Here is an 18,403-nt window from a genome sequence, read left to right as displayed (position 1 = left end):
GGGCCATTCCCTGCTGGAGGAATGACCCCTCCGGAGGGGTTACTGCGCCGCGGACGCGGTGCGGTTGCCGGGGCCCTGGATGAGCACCCGGCGCCCGAAGGCCCGGTCCACGCGGCCGAGGAACTCGCGGAACGCGGCGTAGTCCTCCGCCTTCACGCGCGCTTCGGTGAGGGCCATCTCTCCCTCCGCCACCAGCTTGCCGCCCTCCATCTTGTAGCTCAGCTTCACGTAGCCGAACCTGGTGGTCTCCTCCACTGCCTGCGGCAGCTCCGCCACCGTCCAGCCCGCGGGCAGCGTGTAGCGCAGCGCGAAGCTGTTCAGCCACGGGCCCTGCATCATCAGGTCGAAGCGGCGCTCGGCGAGCGACGCATACGCCTGCTGGTACGTGCGGCCCGTGCCGAAGGGCAGGAAGCGCATGCCGTTGGGCAGCACCTCCGCGTAGCGGGGGATGTGCATCTTGAAGTCCAGGGCCACGTCGTCGTCCAGGCGCGTGGTGTCGTTCAGCTTCACCTCGGTCACCGTCAGGCCGGGGAAGCTCTGCGCCCAGGCGCGCTCGAAGGTGGACTTGCGCGTGGCCTCCGGCCGGTACGCCCGGCGGTAGTCCGGCGCGCTCTGCCCGCCCACCGTGCTCGCGCCCGTGATGTCGGCGCCGCCCGACGCGGTCAGCGCCACGTCCAGCGTCAGGCGCGTGGCGTTGTCCTGCGCCTTCGACTCCGGCGTGGTGAGGAAGGTGCTCTTGCCGTCCGGCTCCACCACCAGCACGTTGGCCACCCGGTCCGCGCTGGGCAGCTCCTTGGCGCCGTGGAACTCCGCCGTGCCATCCAGGTACAGGTCGTACTTGGGCACGTACGCAATCGCGTGGTTGAAGGCCGCCAGGCTCGCCGGCTCCTCGCCGATGGCGCCCAGGTTGCGCATGCGCAGCAGCACCAGCTTACTGTCCACGCCCGCCACCCGCAGCATGGAGTGGATGAGGCTCGCCTTGTCCTTGCAGTCACCGAAGCGGCGCGCCAGCACGCGGTCCACCCGGTAGGGCTTGTAGCCGTGGATGCCGAACTCCAGCGCGACGTAGCGCGTGTTCGTCACCACGAAGTTGTAGATGGCGCGCACCACCGCCAGCTCGTCCTTGCGGTCCACGCCCTGCAGCACCGTGTCCACCGTCTGCCGCAGCTCGGCGTTGGGCTGGAGCTGGTCGCGGACGAGGCCCCACCAGTAGCGGCCCACCTGGTCCCACGTCTGGTACGTGGAGACGTGGAGGTTCTGCGCCACCTCGGCCCAGCCCGGCATGCCCGGCTCCGGCACCACCTTGGACACGTGCTTCGCGTTCCAGCGGTAGAGCACGCGCCCTCCGTCCAGCTGCTCCTGCGCGCCCTGCACGCCGGTGAGCTTGCTCTTGTTCCAGTAGAGGGGGCGCTCCTTCGGCATGTCCACGAGGTACTGGAAGCGCACCTTCGGGTAGACGCCCTGCACGCTCTCCACGTCACCCCAGTAGTCGGAGAGGAGGTTCTCCTGCGCGGTGTCGTCCAGCCGGTACGTCAGCTCCAGCGTGTCGCCAGCGGCCAGCGAGGGGAAGGTCAGCACCTTGGCGCGGGCGTCGTAGTACATGCCCGTCCACGGCTCGTTGATGTTGCGGTCGTTCTCTCCGTAGCTCTCCACCACGGAGCCGTCCGCCTTCACCACGCGGGCCTTCAGGATGCGGACCTCCTGGCGGTCCGGCGAGTAGGTGATGGGCATCATCCGGAAGGACTCCACGCCGCGCGCGTTCAGCACCTTCACCACCTGCTGGTGCAGGCGGCTGGACAGGCCGCTCTTCTGGACGCGCACGTAGGTGCTGTCCACCAGGTAGAGGGCGTCCTCGTGGACGTAGGCCTCCGCCTCCTTGTCCAGCCCCTTCGAGTCCACCAGGTACTGCATGCCCGCGCCGGACGTCTCACCCTTGAGGGTGCGCAGGGCTTCCTTCAGGCCCGGGTTCTGCGGGCGCAGGGCCAGGGACTTCTCGAAGGCGGCCAGCGCCGGCTCACGGCGGCCGGCGGCCAGCAGGGCGCGGCCCTCGCGCTCGTACACCTCGGGCTCGTCCGGAGACAGCGCGCGGGCCTCACCGAAGAGGGCCACGGCCTGGTCCACCGCGCCGTTGTTGGCCTTCAGCTCCGCCAGCCGCACGCGCGCGCCGTTGTCGAAGGGGTTGAGGGCCACCAGCTGCGAGTACTCGCGCTGGGCGGCCTCCACCTGGCCGGCGTCCGCCAGCAGCGAGGCCAGGCCTCGGCGCGTCGTCACGTCGTCGAAGCGCAGCGCCAGCACCACGCGCATCCGGTCCATGGCCTCGCGGTTGCGGCCCATCTGCCGGGACGCCTGGGCCGCGGCGCGCGCCGCGCGGGGCACGCGCGGCTGGCGGCGGAAGGTCTCCTCCACCATGGCATTGGCGCGCGGGCGCTCGTCCAGCGCCTCGTAGGCACGCGCCAGCATCAGCCGGGCGCTCACGGAGTCCGGGTCCTTCTCCAGCACGGGGGACACCAACGCGGGCACGCGCTCCGGGTGGCCGCGGTCCAGCTCGTGGTCCGCCAGCGCCACGCGCGCCTCGGCGAAGTCGGGGTCCGCCTTCAGGGCCGCTTCCAGGAAGCGGCGGCGCTCGTTCAGGTCGTCGCGCTGCTGGCCGGCGGCGAGCAGCTGCAGGCGCGCGTTCTTCGGGTCGGCCTCGGCCGCGCGCGCGGCCTCCACGGTGGCGGTGTGCTCGCGCTCGTCATAGGCGCGGAAGAAGCCCAGCACGCGGGCATAGTCGCCGCGCAGCTCGGCGTCCGCGGGGTCCTTCTCCACCAGGGCGCGCAGCGCGGAGGTGAGGGTGGGCAGCGGCTGCGGGGCGGGGGCGGCGCCGCGCTCCAGGGCCGGCGCCTTCGCCGGCAGCGACGCGCGCACGGCGGGGGACTCGTGGCGCAGGTAGAAGCCCAGCGGGCCGGACTCCTGGCACACCTTCACGAGGACGCGGTTGAGGCCCTTGCGCAGCTTCACGGACACGCGGGACTGGTCCGGCCGGGGGAGGTTGTAGCGGTCCTCCTTCGCGGCCAGCTGCCCGTTCACCCACAGGCGGAACGCGCCGGAGGTGCCCACGCCCATGGACACGCGCGTCTCGTTGGGCGCCTCCAGCCAGGTGACGGCATAGGCCACCGTCTCACGGTTGGGCCGCACCGCCGTGGCAAGGTCCACGTACCCGTCCGCGGTGTTCGCGGTCAGCTTGCGCCAGGTCGCCTCGCGGCCCTTGGCGCCAGGGTACGTGGCGGTCAGGTCCAGGTTGGCGGCCTCGGGGCCGAAGTCCGTGTCACAGCCGGCCTTGCCCTCGTTCTCGAAGCCACCGACGACGTAGTAGTCGCCGACGAAGCCCAGCCACTGCTTCACCTCGTTGGCCCGCACCAGCCGGCCCCGGGAGCGCTCGGTGTCGAGCAGCAGCAGTTGCGCGGTGGCGCGGGTGCTCGGGTCCGACGAGCGCCGCGAGGCGATGAGGGAGTAGGTATTGAGGAGGGGTGCCAGGTCCTCCAGGTCGTCTATCAGGGAGTGCATCCGCAGCAGGGTGGCGGCGCCCCGGGGGGAGGAGGCCTGCTTCAGGGCCTCGGCCGCGTAGCCTCGCGCTGTCTCGTCCGCTGCCGGCCTCGCCTGCGCCCAGAGCGGGCAGGTGAGCACGAAAACCGCGGCCAGCCATGTGAAGCGGGACATCCGTTCTCCTCGTTGACGTCTACGGTAGGGGGCGCCCGGCCTGGAAACGGGGGCGCCGACGGCGATGAACAGGTGACCCTTTCAGGGCCTTCCCCTGCATGCGGCCCCGGGTGGCGGGCAGGCAACCGAAAACGTCACCAAGGGTGCGACAGGTGACGAGGTAGGTGCGGGTGCGTCAGTTCCCGTGGGCCTTTGGCCCGGCCGGGGAGACCAGCATCAGGGCCTTGTGGAGCTGGGGCTCGGAGAGGACGCGCGCCACGTCCATCAGCAGCACCAGCCCCTCGCCGTGCCGGCCCATGCCCACCAGGAAGTCCACCGGCATGGCGGCGCCGAAGGAGGGCGCCGGCACCACGTCGCGTGCGGACAGCTGCAGCGGAGCGCCCACGCCGTCCACCGCGAGGCCCAGCCGCAGCGGCTCCCCGCAGCAGTGCACCTGCGCCACCACCACCGTGGGCCGCGTCCGAACCGTGCGCAACGCCTGACCCAGCAGGTGGGACAGGTCCACCACCGGGACGGCCTGGCCTTCCTGGACGAGGACCCCGCGAACGTGGGGCGGTGCGCCCAGGAGCGGCTCCAGCTGAGCCTCGGGTACCACACCCGCCACATGCGCGGCGGGCGCGGCGTAGTGCTCGCCGCCCACCACGAAGTGGAGGTACGGCTCGGCGTTCCCGGGTGTGCCGGCGTTCATCATGATGTCGGTTCTGGAGTGCGCTCCGTTGCTTCCGGAAGTTGCAATCAAAGGCGTACCGCTTTGACGGGTAGATGACAAGAGGGCCTCCGGTTGCATGGCAGCCTGGGTCGGAGGTGGGTGTCGCTGCGCCACGTGTCGCACGTCCGTCACCCGCCTTTGGGGAGGGTGATGTCGAAGTGCCGAGCGAGCGCGTCCCTCCAGGCGGCCTCGTCCGGGAGCGACTGCTCGTGGCGGACACCGCCCGTGGTGACGACGAGCATTCCCTCCTTGAGGGTGATGCGTCCGTCGGGGGTGGCCCGGGTGCACAGGCGGCGCTGCGTGAAGATGGAGTCCGGAGACGTCTGCTGGTGGTGACACATGCTGGCGAAGTCCGCGAGCTGGCGAGGGATGGGGGAGACGACGTACTGGGCCTCCCAGCCCTCCGTTGCAGCCTCGCGCCAGAGGACGAGTGACTCACCCTCCTCGGCGAGCCGGTAGCCGCGCCCGTCCTGCACCTGGACACCACGCTCGTCGAATCGCAGCGGCTCCAGGAAGCAGTCGCCGAAGCCGACGTCGACCAGCCAGCGGCCCGAGGCGTCCTCCAGCAGGAGCGCCAGGTGGTCGAACTCGGGGCCATAGGCGCCACCGTCGGGCTGCGTGGCCACGCGCGCCGAGAGCAGCGTCACGTCGTGCCCGAGCGTCCGCAGCAGGCGGGCGAAGAGCCCGTTGAGCTCGTAGCAGAACCCACCGCGCCGCTGGACGATGACCTTGTCGAAGAAGGCATCCTCGTCGAGGAGGATGGGCCGCTTCAGGTGGATGTCGAGGTTCTCGAAGGCAATGGACTGGAGGTGGACGCGGTGGAGCTCGGCGAGCGGCAAGCCCGCGTCCACCCCGAGGCGCTCCAGGTAGCGTGCGGCGTCGAACATGGGGGCTGTGTAACGCGACGGGCCCGGCGGGGCGATTCATTCTCCTCTGCCTCAGCGCGTCGGACGGGGGCCGGGCACCGTGGGGGGAGCGCGCAGGAAGGTCTGCACGCCCTGCCGGTGGAGCCGGTCGGACTCGGCGCACAGGCGGATGGACTCCCGGGCCCGGACGAGCGCGCGCGGTGCGTTCTCCAGGCGCGAGACGCGCGGCCCGAGGAAGGCCTCCACCTCCGCGGCGCGTTGCTCGTCGCAGAGGTTGCCCACGAGCCCGACGAGCCAGCCCAGCTCGTCCGAGCGCAGCCGCCCCGCGAGCGTGTCGAAGTGCTCGCGGTAGAAGGCCCACGCCAGCTCGCGCGTCTCGGGCATCATGAAGGCGCCCGTGAGGAGGGGCCGGGTGTCGCGCGGGTCGAACTCCGTGCCCGACACGAGGGCCAGCGCCTCGCGCACCAGCGCGGGCTCACGGAACACGGCGAGCGCGGTGAGCATCCGGCTGCGCTCGTTCCGGTCCTGCGTCCCACGCGCCTCCTTGAGCAGCGTGTCGAAGAGCGCCCGGTCCCCGTTGCGCGCCGCCACCGCCAGCACCAGGGGCACCGCCTCCGGGTGGACGGCCTTCCGGTCGCCCAGCCACGCCCGCGCGAGCCGGCCCGCCTCGCGGACGAGGACGGGGTCCTCACCGCGCGCCGTCGCCAGCTCCAGCAGGCGCGAGCGTTCCTGCTTCACCTCGTCGCTGTCGCCCGGCCTGGGCTCCCAGCCCAGCGCGCGTGCCCGGGGGCCGTAGACTTCGCCCACCCACGTCCGGAAGCGGGCGCGCTCCGCCGCGGACAGACCGTCCTCGTTCACGAGCTGCAGCAGCCGCGCGCCGCGCTGGACGATGGTGCGCTCCTTGTCGCTCGCGGTGGTGGGGACGAGCCGCAGCGCCTCGCCGAGCGGCAGGTCGCCCCGGCGCACCGCGGCCTCCACGTCCGCCAGCAGCGCCAGTCGCTCCTCCACCGTCAGCTGCGACGGGGGCGCGGCCAGCACCCGCGCGAGCTGCTCGCGCGAGTAGCCCGCGCGGTAGTAACCGGTGCCACCCGCGTTGAGCAGGAGCCACTTCGGGCAGTCCCGCATGGGCAGCGACAGCTCGCCCGTCGCCTCGGTGAGCAGCGTGCAGACCCGGTGGGAGCCGCCGCCAGTCCCAGCGCGCACGCACACCGGCACCGACCACGTCTGGGCGGCGCTGGCGGTGGAGCCGGCCGGCAGGAAGCGCTCCTGGGACAGCTTCAGGCGCGTCGGCGTGCCGGGCTTGCACTGGAGCTCGGCGGAGATGCGCGGGGCGCCGGGCTGGTCGAGGAAGCTCCGGAAGGATTTGGCCACGTCCGGGCCGGCGGCCTTGGAGAGCGTGGTGGCGAAGTCCTCGGACGTCACCGGCTTCCAGGCGTGCTCGCGGACGTAGCCGCGCAGCAAGTCTCGCATGCGCTCCGGGCCGAGCCACGCCTCGAACATGCCGATGACCGCCGAGCCCTTGGCATAGGTGGTGCCGTTGTCGAAGGCGCCGAGCACGTCGTCATGCGTGTCCGCCGGCTTGCGCACGGGCAGCGCGGCCGCGAGCGCATCCGAGTCGAGCGCGAAGGACACCGCGCCCATGCTCGCCTCCCGCGCGAAGCCCCAGCTCGGGTCGAAGGTCTCCACCGTCTTCCTGTCCAGCCACGAGGTGAGGGACTCGTTGAGCCAGATGTCGTCCCACCACCTGCACGTGACGATGTTGCCGAACCAGTAGTGGCCCAGCTCGTGGTTGGCGATGGTGACGTACCACTTGCGGCGCGCGAGCGTCTCCTCGCCGGGAGGGATGAGCGTGAGCGGCTGCCCGAGCGCCACCAGGCCCGGGTGCTCCATGGTGCCCCAGTAGCGGGGCACCACCGCCACGTCGAGCTTCTCGTACGGGTACGGCTGGTCGAAGAAGTCCTCCAATTGCGTGACGATGCGCGGGGTGACGCTGGCCGCGTACGCCGTCTCCGGGCCCCGGCCGCGCGGGACGATGAAGCGCAGCGGCACGGCCTTGCGCCCCACTGTGCCCGCGTCCACCACGTCGAAGGGGCCCACCATGAAGGCCACGAGGTAGCTCGGCATGGGACGGCTCTCCGCGAAGGTGACGCGCTCCAGTCCCTCCGGCAGCGGCTCGCGCGAGACGATGGCGTGGTTGGCCAGCGCCACGTGCCCGGACTTCACCGTGAAGCGCAGGCGCCACGGCACCTTGAAGCCCGGCTCGTCGAAGCAGGGGAAGGCGCGGCGCGCGTCCACGGGCTCGAAGAAGGTGTAGAGGTACGGCTCGCCGCGCTCCTCCACGCCGTAGAGACCCCGGCTGCGCTCACGGTCCACCTTGCCGGTGAAGCTCAGGTGGATGCGGGCCTTGCCCGCGGGGAGCGGCTCGGGCAGCAGCAGGCCCAGGCGCCCCTCGCTCGCGGTGACGGCGCGGGCCTCCAGTGTGCGCTCGCCAGTCTCGACGCGGGCCTGCGTTATCTCCAGGTTCTGGCCATGCAGCCATACCTGGCGCACGGGCTCGCTCACCTCCACGTCGATGGTGACGGAGCCGGTGAACGTGGGCTCGGCGGGGAGGAGCTTCAGGTCCAGGTGGTAGAGGACGGGGCGGACCGTGTCGGGCAGCCGCAGCGCGGGGGGCTGGGGCTCCGGATATGCCGGCGCCGCTGCCACGGGCTGGGGTGCGGGAGGCTGCGATTCGGGCGCGTGGGCGCAGCGGAGGGCGAGGAGTGCGAAGAGGAGGGGCAGGGGCCAGCGCATGCGGCGAGGCTATCCCGCTTCGTCATGAGGCAGGAGGGCAAGGTGCGAAGGTGACCAGGCGGTGGACAGCGGCGAGCGCTTCCATGCCGTGAGACTCACCGGCCGTGCATGCTTCAGGAGGGAAGGCCGGCTGGCCCGGTCAGCCCTGCCGCGCCTGGGAGCGTGCGAGCTTCCATGGAGGGGCTCCGCACGCGAAGGAGGCTGGCGGCCCTGTTCAGGTGAGGCTGAAGGCCCGCGCCACGGTCAGCACCTCCACCCGCACGGCGCCGGCTTCACGTAACGCGGTGGCGGCGGCGCGAGCGGTGGAGCCCGTGGTGAAGACGTCATCCACCAGCAGCACCTCGCGGCCCTTCACGAGTGGCGCGGCGGTGAAGGCGCTGGCCACGTTGCTCACGCGCTCCGACTCGCTCAGCCCCACCTGCCGCTGCGTCTCGCGGGTGCGAGTGAGCCAGCCTGTTGGCGACTCGCGCCCCGTGGCCTTGGCCAGCGTGCCGGCGAGGAGCTGGGCCTGGTCATACTTGCGCGCGTGGTAGCGGCGGGTGTGCAGCGGCAGCGCCACCACGAAGGAGGGCGCCCGGCCCAGGAAGTCGCGGGCCTCGTCCGCGAGCAGCTCGCCCAGCGGCGCGGCCAGCTCCGGGTGGTCCTCGTACTTGAAGCGGTGGATGGCGCGCGCCATGGGCCCCTCGTGGGAGAAGGGGGCCCAGGCACGGGAGAACGGCGGCGGTGCCGCGCGGCACCGATGACAGGCTCCGCCGGGGAACGTCCCGGGCTCCGCGCAGGTGCGGCAGCACGCCGGAGGCAGCCGCTCCAGCGCGGTGTCGCACGCCTCGCAGAAGAAGGCGCCGGGGCCCGGCAGCACCTTCGCGCAGGCGATGCACGAAGGCGGGTAGAGCAAGTCGAGCAGCGCCTTCAGCACGTCACCGCCCCGTGCTGCTCACGGCAGCAGCCCCATCCGGTTCATCTCCTTCGACTGCGGCAGCCCCATCACCTTGCACAGCGTGGGGGCGATGTCCGCGAGGATGCCCGGCCGCAGCTTCTGTCCCCGGAAGGCCGGGTGGATGAGGTGGAAGGGGACGGGGTTGAGGGTGTGCGCGGTGTGCGGCTCGCCCGTCACCGGGTCCACCATCTGCTCGCAGTTGCCGTGGTCCGCGGAGATGGCCAGCACCCAGCCATTGCGCTCGCACGCCTTGCCGAGCACGCCGAGGCACTCGTCCACCACCCGCACCGCCTGCATCGCCGCGTCCAGCCGGCCGCTGTGGCCCACCATGTCCGGGTTGGCGAAGTTCACCAGCGCGAAGTCGTACGTCCCCGAGTCGAGACGCCGCACCAGCTCCGCCGTCACCTCGCGCGCGGCCATCTCCGGCTTCAAGTCGTACGTCTTCACGTCGCGCGGGCTGGGCACCATGTACCGGTCCTCGCCCGGGTACACCACCTCGCGGCCGCCGTTGAAGAAGAACGTCACGTGCGCGTACTTCTCCGTCTCCGCCGTGCGCAGCTGGCGCAGGCCCCTCTGGGACAGCAATTCCGGGAAGATGTCCTGCGGCTGGTCCGGCGCGAAGGCCACCGGCAAGTCGAAAGTCTCATCGTACTGGGTCATGCAGACGTAGCGGCCCAGCCGCAGTCCACCCCGGTCGAACTCCTTGAAGTCCGGGTACGCGAGCGCCTTCGTCAGCTCCCGGGCCCGGTCCGCGCGGAAGTTGAAGAAGAGCACCGTGTCGCCGTCCTGGATGCGGCCCACCGGCGTGCCGTCGCCGCTGGCCAGCACCGTGGGCTTCACGAACTCGTCCGTCACCTTCTCCGCGTAGGACGCGCGGATGGCGCTCAGCGCGTCCGGTGCCTTGGGGCCCCTGCCGTACACCAGCGCCTCGTAGGCGAGCTGCACCCGGTCCCACCGCTTGTCGCGGTCCATGGCGTAGTAGCGCCCGCTCACCGTGGCGATGCGGCCGGCATGCGTCTCGTGGAGGAAGCGCTCCAGCTCCTCCACGTAGCCCAGCGCGCTCTGCGGCGGCGTGTCGCGACCGTCCAGGAAGGCGTGCACATAGACGTGGGGGACACCCCGCTCACGCGCGGCGCGCAGCAGCGCGTACAGGTGCTCCATGGACGAGTGCACGCCGCCGGGAGACACCAGCCCGAGCAGGTGCAGCGCCTTGCCGTCCGCCTTCACGCCGTCCATGGCCGCGCGGAGCACGGGGTTCTGGCCCAGCTCGCCGGACTCAGCGGCGCGGTTGATGCGCACCAGGTCCTGGTAGACGACTCGGCCAGCGCCGATGTTGGTGTGGCCCACCTCCGAGTTGCCCATCTGCCCCTCGGGCAGGCCCACGGCCAGGCCGGCCGTCTGCAGCTCGGTGAAGGGGTAGGGGCTCGCCAGCTTGTCGAGGTGGGGCGTGCCAGCCAGGAGGATGGCATTCGCATCACGCTCCTGGCGGATGCCCCAGCCGTCCAGGATGCAGAGCAGGACCTTGTGCGCGGGAGTCATGGCCGAACCCTAACCACGCGGGCGGCGGGCGGAGAGGACAAAAAGCGCCAGCCCCTCTTCCTGGCTGCCGGGTGGCCGTCACTCCCCCCGGGCGCGCGTCTTGTACGTCAGCACGGGCGCCAGCGTGGCCACCACCCGGACGAGGCCCGCCTCCACCAGGTCCGTCACCACCCGGTCAATGGCCTTGTACGCGGGCGGCGCCTCCTCGAAGAGGAGGTCCTTGTTCTCACACACCACGTGGCTCTTGAAGGTGGTGCGCGTGAGGGACTCCGCGGTGAAGCGCTCGCGCATGCGCTCCCGGGCGGCGGTGCGCGTCCACTTGCGGCCGGCGCCGTGCGCCAGGCTGTGCGCGTTGCCCGTCCCGTCTCCCACCGGCGCCACCAGATAGCTCAGCGCACCCCGGCTGCCGGGAATCACCACCGGCCCCTCGTCCGACGGGGCCGCGCCCTTGCGGTGCAGCCACTGCGTGCCTCCGTCCACCCGGAGCGGGGTGACGCTGTTGTGGCACACGTCCAGGACGCGACGACCGAGGGCTCCGATTCCGTCCAGCACCCGCCGCGCCACCAGCGCCCGGTTGGCCCGGCCCCACTCCACTGCATGGTCATGCCGCGCGAGGTAGTTGCGTGCCTCCGCGGAGTCATCCACCAGCCCGCCCGCCGCGTGACGGTCCACGTGGGCCCGGAGAATCGCCTCGCCCAGCCCGCGAGAGCCGGAGTGCACCAGCAGGAGCAACCGGTCCGCCGCCAGCCCCAGCGCCGCGAAGGCCTCCGCGTCGTGCACCGCGTCCACCCGCTGCACCTCCGCGAAGTGGTTGCCACCGCCCACCGTGCCCAGCGCCGCCTCGAAGCCGGTGGCCTTCACGCCATGCTCCGAGAGGAAGCCGTCCACGTCCCCGCTCCACGGCCCCTCCAAATCCAGCTTCGCCGCCCACCGCTCTGGCTTCGCCTTGCGCGCCAGCAGGTCCACGTCGAACAGGCCCATGCCACAGCCGATGTCGTTGCCGACGAGGTAGGGGTAGACGAAGCCCTCCGACGTGAAGGCGGCGCCCACCGGGGCCCCCTTGCCGGGGTGCAGGTCCGGGAGTCCCACCGCCAGTCGCATGCCGGGCAGTCGCGCCATGGCTTCGAGCTGGCGCACGGCCTCGCCCTCCACCCAGGACTGGGGCGAGGCGATGACGCGGACTTGCGCCATGGGCGCGGAGGAGGGGGTAGCGGAGGAGGCGGCGGTGCTCATGCCCCCGCAGACGCCACGCCCATCCCCGCCCTGACGGGGCAGGCCCGGAGCGCCCGGGCCCGCCCGGCTGCCTACTTGTGGTAGGGCTCGCCCTTGAGGATGGTGAAGGCGCGGTAGAGCTGCTCGATGAGCACCACCCGCGCCAGCCGGTGCGGCAGCGTCATCTTCGACAGGGACAGCGTGAGGTTCGCCGCGTCGCGCACCTTCGCATCCAGCCCCTCATCCCCGCCGATGATGAAGAGCAAATCCTTCGCACCCGTCTGCGCCTTCGCGACGTAGCGGCTCAGCTCCACCGAGTCGAGCAGCGAGCCGCGCTCGTCCAGCGCCACCAGCCAGTCCTGGGGCTTGCGCTTCGCGAGAATCGCGTCGGCCTCCGCGGCCTTCGCATCGCCCGGCTTGAGCTTCTTGCCGCTGGCCTCGGACAGCTCCACCAACTCGAAGCGGGTGTAGTGGCCCAGCCGTTTGGCGTACTCCTGGACCGCGGGCTCATACAGGCCCGAGCGGTCCTTGCCGATGGAGAGGAGCCTGAGTTTCAGGCCACCTTCTCCCGCGCCGCGTCGGCCCAGAGGCCCTCGAGGTCATAGTGCGCGCGCAGGTCCGTGAGGAACAGGTGCGCCACCACCTCGCCGTAGTCGAGCAGCACCCACTGGCCCGTCTCCAGGCCCTCGGTGCCGATGGGGCGCTGGACTTCTTCGCCCGTCTTGAGCTGCACCTGGACGTTCTCCGCCATGGCGCTCACCTGCCGGTCGCTCTCGGCGGAGGCAATGACGAAGTAGTCCGCGTAGGACGTCATCCCGCGCACGTCGAGGATGACGACGTCCTCGGCCTTCTTGTCGAGGAGGAGCTGGGCAATCCGGTGCGCCAGCGCCTTCGCCGCGGGGTTCTCCGCCGGGCCCGCCTTCTGGGCCAGTGCGGCAGGCAGCTTCGCCTTCTTGCGTGCCGGAGGCTTGAGCGTCGCCTTCTTGCGCGCCGGGGCCTTGCGCGCCGGGGCCTTGCCCTTGCCCGTCGGAGCCTTCTTGCCCGCCGTCTTCTTGCGCGCCGGGGTCCGGCCGCCCATCGTTTTCGTGCTCTTCTTCTTCGTAGCCATGTGCGGCGCACCCTAGCGCACCCTTGGCAAGGAGGAAGCGGTCCTCTATCTCCTGATGTCCATGAGCGACGCCCGGCTGGAGCAGTTCAAGAAGATGGTGGCCAGTTTTCCCGACTCCCCCATGAGCCACTTCTCCCTGGGGAAGCTGTACCTGGAGCGCCGGCAGTACGCCGAGGCCGCCCAGGCCCTGGAGTCCGCCGTCCGGCTGGACCCGGGCTATGCCGCCGCCATGGTGGCCCTGGGGGACGCCTGGGTCGGGGCCGGGGAGACCGAGAAGGCCCGTGAGGTGCTCGGCCGGGCGAAGGAGCACGCCCTGTCCCAGGGACACCCCGGCCTCGCCGAGGAAATCGACGAGCGCATCGCCGACCTGGGTTGAGCCGTGTGAAGGCCCCCTGTCCCCTTCAGTCGCGCCAGGTGAAGCCCACGCCGAAGACCTGGCGCGTGTAGGTGAGCCCGTTGCGGGGCAGCCGCGTGCTCCACAGGCCCCAGGACACCTCCACGTCCACCGTCTCCGTCAGCGGGCGGGCCAGCTTCAGGGAGAGGGAGTTCTGCCCCTCGTCCTCCTCCACCAGGATGATTTCGGGGGAGAGGAAGATGCCGTCCGGGTAGCTGCTGAAGCCCAGCGAGGCCTGCGCCAGCAGCGTCACGCTCCAGGGAAGGCGCACCCCCGCGTTGCCCGACAGCCGGTGGCGGAGCACCGTCTCCCCGAAGCTGTTGGAGGAGGACTCCTGGTACGCGTACGTCAGCCCCACCGCCACGGGGCCGCGGTAGGAATACGTCGCGCCGGCCGTGAGCGCCCCGTCCTCACGCCGGTCGGGGGCGGTGCCCGTCGTCCCAGGCCGGGCCCGGGCCTGCGTGCCGTAGCCCCGCGAGCCCCAGTCGCCGAAGAGGGACAGGCTGTGCCGGCGGTTGAAGCGGTAGCGCCCCAGCACCCCCAGCTCCGGCCCGCCGAAGTTGGCCGTGGCGTCCGGTCGGTACACGAAGCGCCGGGCGCCTCCTCGCACGCGCAGCGCCAGGCGCACGTCCGGTGCGTACTCGAGGAAGGCGCTCGCCCCCAGGTCCGAGTACGCCCGCGTGCCGCCGCGCCGGTCCTTCGCGTGGCCCTCCAGGCCGACGCCGAACTCGGTGCCCAGCGCCAGCGAGCCCTCCAGGGCGCCGGCCTGCACCAGCGTGTCCTCGTCCGTGAAGCCCAGGTACTTGCGCACGCCCAGCTCGTAGCGGCCCACCAGTTGCGAGCGCTCGAAGGTGGCGCGCCCCTCCGCCGAGCCGAGCAGGCTGAGCGCCTGGTCCAGCCCGGCTGTACCCGTCGCGGCGGCGTCGGAGAACTCGCGCGACGCATTGGTGTCCACCAGCACACGGCTGGTGGCCTTCAGCGCGCCCTCCCACTCGGCCGCGGGCGCGCGGCTGGCGGCGAGCACGGTGAGAGCGAGCAGCAGGAGTGGACAGGAGCGGGCCACGACGGGCGCACCATAACCGGCCTCGCGCCTGTACGCCCCACTCGCGGGAGGGCGGGCCCGTCCGGCCGGTTGGTCCAAACGGTGACGGGCCCCCCGGTGGACCGATACACTTGAAACATGCGCCTCGCGTCCCTCCTCGCGGCGGCCGGCCTTGGGCTGGCGGCCTGCGCTCCCTCTTCCTTCACCACCGAGGTGAAGGGGGAGGCCACCGTGCCCGCGGGCCCCCCAGGCGGCACCACCAGCCTCAACGCCTTCCCCAGCATCAGCAGCTTCGCGGGGATGGACTTCGACCAGAACCAGGACTTCAAGAACCAGGGCATCAGCAAGGGCGACGTGACGTCCGTGAAGGTGAAGTCCGTGACGCTCAAGGTGCTCAGCCCCAATGACCAGGACTTCGCCTTCCTGTCGGTGGCGGAGTTCTTCGCCCGGGCCGGGGACCGCGAGGCGCTCATCGCCCGGCGGGAGAACATCTCCACGCTGAACCTGAGGCCGCCCAACCCCGTCCTCTCGCTGGACGTGGACGACGTGGAGCTTCAGCCCTTCGTCTCCGCGCCCACCATGAGCATCATCGTCCGGGGCCGCGGCGTCATGCCCGAGCGCGAGGTGCGGCTGCAGGCCGTGGTGACGCTCGAGGTGGAGGGCGGGCTGCTGTAGCCCCACCCGCCGCACTCAGCGCTTCTCGAGCTCCTGGGCACGGCGCTCCAGCGTGGAGGCGCGGCCGCCCAGCTCGCGGGCCAGGGCCTCCAGCTTCGCCGCCTCGGCCTCCAGGGCAGCCAGGTCCACCGGGCCTCCCGCGGCCAGCGCCTGGGCGCGCACCGACTCCACCAGCGGCCGGCGGTCGCTCGCGCGGGCCGGGCTGGTGCGGGGGCCGTCATCGAGCGGCGTGGTGCCCGGGTTCTCGCCCACCTGTCCGCCCCCGGGAACGCCGGTCGCCGGCGGTGGCTGCGCGGCCGAGTCGCCTTCATAGAAGGTGGGGCTTTCGTCTCCCCGGCGCGGGCTGCGGTCCACCTGCACACGGTCTCCGCTCACCCGCAGGCGGAGCCGGCGGTCCTGCTCGTCGAACATGGACTCCTCGCCGAGGAAGTCGCTCATCCGCCGGTCCAGGTCCCGCTCCTCGCGCACCTCGGTGATGCGCCCGCGCAGGGCCTTCAGCCGCTCGCGGACCTTGTCCTCGGTGTCGCGCAGGGTGTCCGCCTGCTCCAGCAGGTCCTCGGGGTCGTCCCCACCGGGGGCTGCCCGGTCCAGGGCCGGCACCCGCGAGGCCGGCAGCGCCGCGCGGACGGCCTCCCGCTCGGCGCGCACGGTGCGCATGGACTCCAGCAGCTTCGCGCGCTGGTCCCGGTCCGTCGTCCCGTCCCACGCCGTGCGCAGCCGCGACAGCTCCTCCGAGAGCGCGGTGTGCAGCGCCAGGTGCGACCGCTCCGACTCGCCCTCCGCCGCCGCCACCGACTGCGCCAGCCCGGTGAGCGAGCCGCTCAGCTCCTGCGAGCGGCGCAGCGCCGACTCCAGCTCCGTCCCCGCCGTCAGCCGTCCCTGGCGCTCCGCCTTCAGCGCCTCGATTCGCGCCGCCAGCCCGTTCAGCTCCTCGCGCAGCGCCTGCTGCTGGCCGCGCAGGGTGCGCACCTCCGTGCGCGCCGTCTGGGCCCGCCCGCGCACCGTGTCCAGCCCGGACGCGCCCCAGGCGGGCGCGGCAAGCAGCAGGCACAGCAGGAGGGCGGGGAGGCGGGGGTTCATCAACGGGGCTTCCTGAGCAAGGCGGATGCCAGCCCGGCCCGCGGCCGTGGGCCGGTGCCACCTGGAAAAGCCGAAGGATTCCGGAGACCTGGGCAGGGCGGGGGGGAGTGGGAGGGGGTGGGACCGCGGTGGAAAATCACGGTGGCATGTCCGGGTGTAACGGATTTTCGAGGTTCAACCTTCCTCGGGGGGCGTCCCTTTCGGGAGGAAGCCGTACTTCTCCAGCTTGTAATACAGCGCGGACGTCTTGATGCCGAGCAGGCGCGCCGTCTCGGTCTTCACGCCGCCGGCCTTCTCGTAGGCGCGGGCGATGAGCTGGCGCTCCAGGTCCTCGAGGATCTCCGGCAGGGGGCGGTCGCCATGGGGCACGGGCAGGCCCGCGTCCATGCGCGGCGCGCCGCCGGTGAGGTGCGAGGGCAGGTCCACCTCGGTGAGCACCTCGCCCTCGGCGAAGACGAGGGCCTGCTCGATGACGTTCTCCAGCTCGCGCACGTTGCCGGGCCAGGCGTGGCGGGCGAGGGCGCGCAGGGCGCTCTCGTCCAGCCCCGTCACGCGCCGGTTCACCCGCTGGGAGTGCTTGGCCACGAAGTGGCGGGCGAGCACGGCGATGTCCTCGGGCCGCTCGCGCAGCGGGGGCAGTGTCAGCGGGACGATGTGGAGCCGGTAGTAGAGGTCTTCGCGGAAGCGGCCGGCCTTCACCTCGGCCTGCAAGTCACGGTGGGTGGCGCTCACCACGCGCACGTTCACCTTGAGCGTCTCTTCGCCGCCCACGCGCTGGATTTCCTTCTCCTGGAGGACGCGCAGGAGCTTCGTCTGGACGGAGGCGGGAATCTCGCCAATCTCGTCGAGGAAGAGGGTGCCGCCGTCGGCCAGCTCGAAGCGGCCCAGCTTGCGCTTCACCGCGCCGGTGAAGGCGCCGCGCTCGTGGCCGAACAGCTCGCTCTCCAGCAGCGTCTCGGCCAGGGCCGCGCAGTGGACGACGACGAAGGGGCCGGCGTCGCGCGGGGACATCTGGTGGACCATGCGGGCGACCAATTCCTTGCCGGTGCCACTCTCGCCGCGGACCAGCACGGTGGCCTCGCTCGCGGCCACCTTGCGCACCTGCGCGACGAGCCGCTGCATGGGCTCGCTGTCGCCCACGAGGTTGCCGTGGGTGAGGGCCGCGTCCGCGTCGTGCGCGGCGGTGCGCGCGGTGAGCCGCTCCACCTGCCGGCGCGCGGTGGCCAGCTCCAGCCCCTTGTCCACCTTGGCGCGCAGCACCTCGGGGGGGAAGGGCTTGGTGATGAAGTCGTAGGCGCCCTCCTGCATGGCGCGCACGGCCGTTTCAATGGTGCCGAAGGCCGTCACCACCATGACGACGGCGGCCGGGTCGAGTGACTTGAGCGTCTTCGTCACCTCGATGCCGTCCATGCCGTCCATCTTCAAGTCGGTGACGACGAGGTCGAAGGGCGCCTTGCGGTACGACGCGAGGCCGTCCGCTCCGCTGCGCACCGCGGCGACGGTGTGCCCGGAGCGGGTGAGGGTGACGGCCATGCCCTCGCGCAGGGTGTCGTGGTCGTCGATGACGAGGATGCGCGCCATGGCGTTGCTCGATTCTCCATGCACTTCCGGGCGCCGGCCGCCCCGGGTGCGCCTGCATGAGAACACACCCGGGGCGGCACCCTACACCGGCTGCTGCCGCCTGCACGCCCGCCGTGCGAAGGCGCTGGCGCGGGGGCGGTGGCGGCGGTACGTGGGCGGGCATGGACTTCCCGGCTTCCACCTCCCTGAAGGCACTGCTCGCGCGCCATGTCCCCACGGACGAGAAGGAGCGCGATGACCTGGAGCGCATGCGCCAGTACGCCGCCACGCTGGAGCAGCCCTTCTCCCGCTCGCAGGCCACGGCCCACTTCACTGGCAGCGCGGTGGTGGTGGACCCGGAGGGTGGGCGCGTGGTGATGCTGCACCACGGGAAGCTGAAGCGCTGGCTGCAGCCAGGCGGGCATGCGGACGCGGCGGATGGCGGGGAGATGGAGGCCACGGCGCTGCGCGAGGCCCGCGAGGAGACGGGCTGCCGGGTGCATGTGCATCCCGCCGCTCCCCGGCCGCTGGACGTGGACATCCACACGATTCCCGCGCGCCGCGACGAGCTGGAGCATCACCACCTGGACGTGCGCTTCCTGCTGGTGGCGGAGAACCCGGAGGCGCTGATGCATGACCCGGCCGAGTCCACGGGCGTGCAGTGGCTGTCATGGGACGAGGCGCTGGCACGGGCGGATGAGGCTCCGATGCGGCGGATGCTGGAGAAGGCCCGGCGGGTGGCGGCGGCTGCTCGCTGAGTGGCTCGGCTTGGACGAAGTGGAGTTCAGC

Annotated in this window: 15 protein-coding genes; 3 read left to right on the top strand and 12 right to left on the bottom strand. The window is 71.9% G+C overall.

Annotated elements, in window-relative coordinates:
• Window positions 1-39: 39 nt before the first annotated feature.
• From G4D85_RS03350 to rsfS, 9 genes are all read right to left on the bottom strand, one after another.
• Window positions 40-3,699, bottom strand: a complete 3,660-nt coding sequence (locus G4D85_RS03350) for a DUF3857 domain-containing protein (RefSeq protein WP_164007779.1) — start codon at window positions 3,697-3,699, stop codon at window positions 40-42.
• Between the two features lie 175 nt (window positions 3,700-3,874).
• Window positions 3,875-4,390 carry a chemotaxis protein CheW gene (locus tag G4D85_RS03345; protein WP_164007777.1) on the bottom strand — a complete coding sequence of 172 codons (516 nt, stop codon included), beginning with the start codon at window positions 4,388-4,390 and terminating at the stop codon, window positions 3,875-3,877.
• Between the two features lie 146 nt (window positions 4,391-4,536).
• Window positions 4,537-5,295, bottom strand: coding sequence for an arylamine N-acetyltransferase family protein (locus G4D85_RS03340; RefSeq protein WP_164007775.1), 759 nt, complete (start codon window positions 5,293-5,295; stop codon window positions 4,537-4,539).
• Between the two features lie 51 nt (window positions 5,296-5,346).
• Window positions 5,347-8,067, bottom strand: coding sequence for a M1 family metallopeptidase (locus G4D85_RS03335; protein WP_164007774.1), 2,721 nt, complete (start codon window positions 8,065-8,067; stop codon window positions 5,347-5,349).
• 214 nt (window positions 8,068-8,281) lie between these two features.
• A complete protein-coding gene (locus G4D85_RS48770; RefSeq protein WP_205525396.1) occupies window positions 8,282-8,983 on the bottom strand; it encodes a ComF family protein in 702 nt (233 codons plus the stop codon).
• Between the two features lie 18 nt (window positions 8,984-9,001).
• On the bottom strand, window positions 9,002-10,543 hold the full coding sequence (gene gpmI, locus G4D85_RS03320) for a 2,3-bisphosphoglycerate-independent phosphoglycerate mutase (protein WP_164007772.1): 1,542 nt from the start codon (window positions 10,541-10,543) through the stop codon (window positions 9,002-9,004).
• Window positions 10,544-10,621: 78 nt separating this feature from the next.
• The gene (locus G4D85_RS03315) at window positions 10,622-11,776 is read right to left on the bottom strand and encodes an RNA ligase RtcB family protein (protein ID WP_164007769.1); all 1,155 of its coding nucleotides are present in this window, start codon (window positions 11,774-11,776) and stop codon (window positions 10,622-10,624) included.
• A 71-nt stretch (window positions 11,777-11,847) separates the two neighbouring features.
• Entirely contained in the window at window positions 11,848-12,312 is a 465-nt protein-coding gene (locus G4D85_RS03310; RefSeq protein WP_164009085.1) for a 23S rRNA (pseudouridine(1915)-N(3))-methyltransferase RlmH, read from the bottom strand.
• The gene (gene rsfS, locus G4D85_RS03305) at window positions 12,309-12,863 is read right to left on the bottom strand and encodes a ribosome silencing factor (RefSeq protein ID WP_205525395.1); all 555 of its coding nucleotides are present in this window, start codon (window positions 12,861-12,863) and stop codon (window positions 12,309-12,311) included. Before rsfS ends, G4D85_RS03310 begins: the two co-directional genes overlap by 4 nt.
• 61 nt (window positions 12,864-12,924) lie before the next feature.
• Between rsfS and G4D85_RS03300 the strand changes: the two genes are divergently transcribed.
• Window positions 12,925-13,239, top strand: a complete 315-nt coding sequence (locus tag G4D85_RS03300; protein ID WP_240359048.1) for a tetratricopeptide repeat protein — start codon at window positions 12,925-12,927, stop codon at window positions 13,237-13,239.
• A 25-nt stretch (window positions 13,240-13,264) separates the two neighbouring features.
• Here the strand turns inward: G4D85_RS03300 and G4D85_RS03295 are convergent, their stop codons facing one another.
• Window positions 13,265-14,320: a hypothetical protein gene (locus tag G4D85_RS03295; RefSeq protein ID WP_164007765.1), complete on the bottom strand. Its 1,056-nt coding sequence runs from the start codon at window positions 14,318-14,320 to the stop codon at window positions 13,265-13,267.
• 117 nt (window positions 14,321-14,437) lie between these two features.
• On the opposite strand from G4D85_RS03295, the gene G4D85_RS03290 reads away from it, so the two are divergent.
• Window positions 14,438-14,974, top strand: coding sequence for a hypothetical protein (locus G4D85_RS03290; RefSeq protein WP_164007763.1), 537 nt, complete (start codon window positions 14,438-14,440; stop codon window positions 14,972-14,974).
• 15 nt (window positions 14,975-14,989) lie between these two features.
• Here G4D85_RS03290 and G4D85_RS03285 read toward each other — a convergent pair whose 3' ends face one another.
• Window positions 14,990-16,054: a TetR family transcriptional regulator gene (locus G4D85_RS03285; protein ID WP_164007761.1), complete on the bottom strand. Its 1,065-nt coding sequence runs from the start codon at window positions 16,052-16,054 to the stop codon at window positions 14,990-14,992.
• 174 nt (window positions 16,055-16,228) lie between these two features.
• On the bottom strand, window positions 16,229-17,635 hold the full coding sequence (locus G4D85_RS03280; protein ID WP_164007759.1) for a sigma-54-dependent transcriptional regulator: 1,407 nt from the start codon (window positions 17,633-17,635) through the stop codon (window positions 16,229-16,231).
• A gap of 161 nt (window positions 17,636-17,796) precedes the next feature.
• On the opposite strand from G4D85_RS03280, the gene G4D85_RS03275 reads away from it, so the two are divergent.
• Entirely contained in the window at window positions 17,797-18,372 is a 576-nt protein-coding gene (locus tag G4D85_RS03275) for an NUDIX hydrolase (protein ID WP_164007757.1), read from the top strand.
• The last annotated feature ends 31 nt before the right edge of the window (window positions 18,373-18,403 follow it).

Origin of the sequence: Pyxidicoccus trucidator (assembly GCF_010894435.1) — a bacterium.
Taxonomy (GTDB): Bacteria; Myxococcota; Myxococcia; order Myxococcales; family Myxococcaceae; genus Myxococcus; species Myxococcus trucidator.
The sequence above is the reverse complement of the archived record's forward strand: the minus strand, read 5'-3'. Positions and strand labels throughout refer to the sequence as shown.

Bases quoted from the DNA above. Each gene is read 5' to 3' on its own strand.
- G4D85_RS03280 (WP_164007759.1), bottom strand. From the start codon at position 17,635: ATGGCGCGCATCCTCGTCATCGACGACCACGACACCCTGCGCGAGGGC.
- G4D85_RS03340 (WP_164007775.1), bottom strand. From the start codon at position 5,295: ATGTTCGACGCCGCACGCTACCTGGAGCGCCTCGGGGTGGACGCGGGC.
- gpmI (WP_164007772.1), bottom strand. From the start codon at position 10,543: ATGACTCCCGCGCACAAGGTCCTGCTCTGCATCCTGGACGGCTGGGGC.
- G4D85_RS03275 (WP_164007757.1), top strand. From the start codon at position 17,797: ATGGACTTCCCGGCTTCCACCTCCCTGAAGGCACTGCTCGCGCGCCAT.
- G4D85_RS03345 (WP_164007777.1), bottom strand. From the start codon at position 4,390: ATGATGAACGCCGGCACACCCGGGAACGCCGAGCCGTACCTCCACTTC.
- G4D85_RS03285 (WP_164007761.1), bottom strand. From the start codon at position 16,054: ATGAACCCCCGCCTCCCCGCCCTCCTGCTGTGCCTGCTGCTTGCCGCG.
- G4D85_RS03290 (WP_164007763.1), top strand. From the start codon at position 14,438: ATGCGCCTCGCGTCCCTCCTCGCGGCGGCCGGCCTTGGGCTGGCGGCC.
- G4D85_RS03350 (WP_164007779.1), bottom strand. From the start codon at position 3,699: ATGTCCCGCTTCACATGGCTGGCCGCGGTTTTCGTGCTCACCTGCCCG.
- G4D85_RS03300 (WP_240359048.1), top strand. From the start codon at position 12,925: ATGAGCGACGCCCGGCTGGAGCAGTTCAAGAAGATGGTGGCCAGTTTT.
- G4D85_RS03315 (WP_164007769.1), bottom strand. From the start codon at position 11,776: ATGAGCACCGCCGCCTCCTCCGCTACCCCCTCCTCCGCGCCCATGGCG.
- G4D85_RS03335 (WP_164007774.1), bottom strand. From the start codon at position 8,067: ATGCGCTGGCCCCTGCCCCTCCTCTTCGCACTCCTCGCCCTCCGCTGC.
- rsfS (WP_205525395.1), bottom strand. From the start codon at position 12,863: ATGGCTACGAAGAAGAAGAGCACGAAAACGATGGGCGGCCGGACCCCG.